The organism is uncultured Campylobacter sp. (genome assembly GCF_938017615.1).
GTDB lineage: Bacteria > Campylobacterota > Campylobacteria > Campylobacterales > Campylobacteraceae > Campylobacter_B.
Map to the genome: position 1 here is coordinate 1 of NZ_CALIJA010000197.1, position 2,663 is coordinate 2,663.

3 protein-coding genes are annotated in these 2,663 nt (G+C 49.3%); 2 read left to right on the plus strand and 1 reads right to left on the minus strand.

Going from position 1 to position 2,663, the window contains the following annotated elements; genetic code table 11:
- Nucleotides 1-47: 47 nt before the first annotated feature.
- Nucleotides 48-398: an EexN family lipoprotein gene (locus Q0620_RS10045; RefSeq protein ID WP_298784948.1), complete on the plus strand. Its 351-nt coding sequence runs from the start codon at nt 48-50 to the stop codon at nt 396-398.
- Nucleotides 399-559: 161 nt separating this feature from the next.
- A complete protein-coding gene (locus Q0620_RS10050; RefSeq protein ID WP_298784950.1) occupies nt 560-730 on the plus strand; it encodes a hypothetical protein in 171 nt (56 codons plus the stop codon).
- Between the two features lie 588 nt (nt 731-1,318).
- Here Q0620_RS10050 and murI read toward each other — a convergent pair.
- The gene (murI, locus tag Q0620_RS10055) at nt 1,319-2,521 is read right to left on the minus strand and encodes a glutamate racemase (protein ID WP_298784952.1); all 1,203 of its coding nucleotides are present in this window, start codon (nt 2,519-2,521) and stop codon (nt 1,319-1,321) included.
- Nucleotides 2,522-2,663: the final 142 nt, after the last annotated feature.

Here is a 2,663-nt window from a genome sequence, read left to right on the forward strand (position 1 = left end):
ATGAAAAATCCTAAAATGTTCCTCTGGGGGGGGTGTTAGCTGCTTTATTGGTAGGTTGCGGTGACGATACCGAGGTAAAGACCAAAGAATATTACGACGCGCATCTGGACGAAGCCAAAGAGGTTTTAGCGAAGTGTGATTTCAATACTTTAAAGGACGGAAGCAACTCATATAAAAATTGCGTGAATGCAAAAGAATCGGTCAATGACATAAAAGTTATGACGGTAGAATACTATGAAAAGCATATAGAGGAAGCTAAAGAAGTAGAAAAGAATTGTGATTGGGATAAGATAGAAGAAGGAAGCAAAATGCACAAAAATTGTGAAAATGCAAGTAAGGGGTTAGAAGAATATAGATTTAATGAGCGTAAAAAATATTTTACTGGAGGGCAGAAGTAAAAAATCGTAGGCTTAGAGGATAAAAAGTTTTCTCGGGGAGAAAATAAGATTTTAATATTATTTCAATATTAAAATTCCTCTTATGCGCTATGCGTAAAGCTCATTTTAACTTACTATACACTGAAGGCGCGGAGTAAGTTCGCTCTACGCGGCTTAGAATTTTGCCGTATAAAATTCCTCCTGCGAAACGATACGGCGCGAAATCTTGCTTTACGGATTTTGGAATTTCAAATTTAAAGCCTGCGGGCTTGGCTAGCGCAGAAAAGACTTACGGGCTGCGCGGCGTCTTAAAATTTAATCATTTTAAAATTTGTGCCGCGCGGCTAGTCTAAATTTCACCGGCGGCGGTGAAATTTCGCAGTGCGGCATGCTAATTTCACGATCTAGTCTAAATTTAAAATTTCAAATCTGCGGCGACAGCTCGTGCGGCGCGAGGAATTCCTTGCATACAGCAATCTTGACTTACGCTATTAAATTCAAAGAAGCGACGGCATCTTTCTCGCGCTATGCTGCTTCAAGTTGGACGGCGGCGTTGTGCGTTAAATCTTAAATTTGCGTGCTGGGCGGCGGGAAGGCAGCATTTACCCCGTAAAATTTTAACTTTCGCACACCGGGCGACGGCTAGGCCCTATTGATCGCACACCGTTGCGAAGCCGCTTCTAAATCATCAAGCCGAGTTAAATTTTAGCGCGCTGAGATTTTAGTCTATGTGACGCGATTTACGAAACGGCGAAATTTTGAGTCTGCGCTGCGATTTATAGCGCATCAAAATTTTAACTTGCGCAGAGTAATCCACCACGTATCTAAATTTTAAGTCGCGTAGTGTGATCCGCGATGAACAGGAATTTTAATTTGACGTGATTTATGACGCACTGGAATCCCAACCTGCGCTACGGATCTACGACGCACGGGCGCGTAGCCTAGTCGATTGCTCGCATCGCATCGAGCCGCTTTAAAAACAGTTCCACCTTGCGCAGCTGCGCCGCATCTAGCGCCCTGCCTGAGTAAAAATACTCCACGCTGTTGCCGTTTGGATAATTCACTCGCGAAATACCCGCCTCTTCGCTTCGCGGCTCAAATTCTAAGGACAAATCCGCGCCGCCTCGAGAATAAAGCTTGAGCTGTGAATTCGCATCTATGGCGCGTGGCGACATGCGGCATTTGTCTTCGTCGCACTGCTCTACGCCGTGAGCATCGCCTGCCGACCATCCGCCGCTCTTGCCGCACTCTTCTGCATTATTTTTGCCGACATAGCTTTCGTTGCCCCCTCCTGCGTCCTGCTCGCTGCGAGCGCTTTTATCGACCCCCTCGTCTTGCTTGCTCTTACCCTTTATGCTCTGTCCGCCGCCCGCGTCTCGTCCTTCTGCGTCAAATTTGCCGGCTTGCGCCGATGAATTCGTATCAAATTTTGCGTCGCCGCCCGCGTTAAATTTAGCTGCCCGCGATGGCAAATCCTCGCCGCACGCAAGTTTTAGCCCTCTGCCCAGCTCGCTTGCAAGGCGGTTTAGCGTGCCGTCTATGCCGTCGATGATGCGTACGTGAGACGGCAAAATTTCGCGCAAAACGTCCTTGAAATAGTTAAAATGCGTGCAACCAAGCACGAGCGAACCGAGGCGCTCAAGCTCAAATTTAGCTAGTTCCCCTTGCAGATACGCCCGAATCGCAGGCGAGTCAAACTCCAAATCCTGCGCAAACTCCACGAGGCGAGGCAATGGCAGGCTCCACGTCTCGCACTCCAGCCGCCCCACGAGGCGCGCGAGCTTTTCGCCGGCGATCGTTAGCGGCGTGGCGATGAGCAGCGCCGGGCGCGCGCCAAAGCTGTCTGCAGCGAGCTTGACGGCGGGCTCCATGCCGATTACCGGCACGCTAAATGCGCCGCGAAGCTCCGAGATAGCCGCGCTCGTGGCGGTGTTGCAAGCAACGACGACCGCGTCCGCGCCGTGCGCGACCAAAAACCCGACCGCATCGAGGCTCAGCCGCACGATCTCGGCCCTACTTTTTGTGCCGTAGGGGACGTGATCCTCGTCGGCAAAATACAAAAACTCCGCCCCGCTAAACCGCCGCAGAGCCTCAGCTAGCACGCTTAGTCCGCCGATACCCGAGTCAAAAAAAGCTATTTTCAAATCTTTATCCAAGGTTAAATTTAATGCGCGATTATAGCTCAATTCAGGTAAAATTTAAATTTTGAGCGGGCTTGGTGGATCCGTGGTCGTTAAATTCTCGCCGCCTCGTTAAAATTCGCGGCAAATTTAATCAATTTTTTAG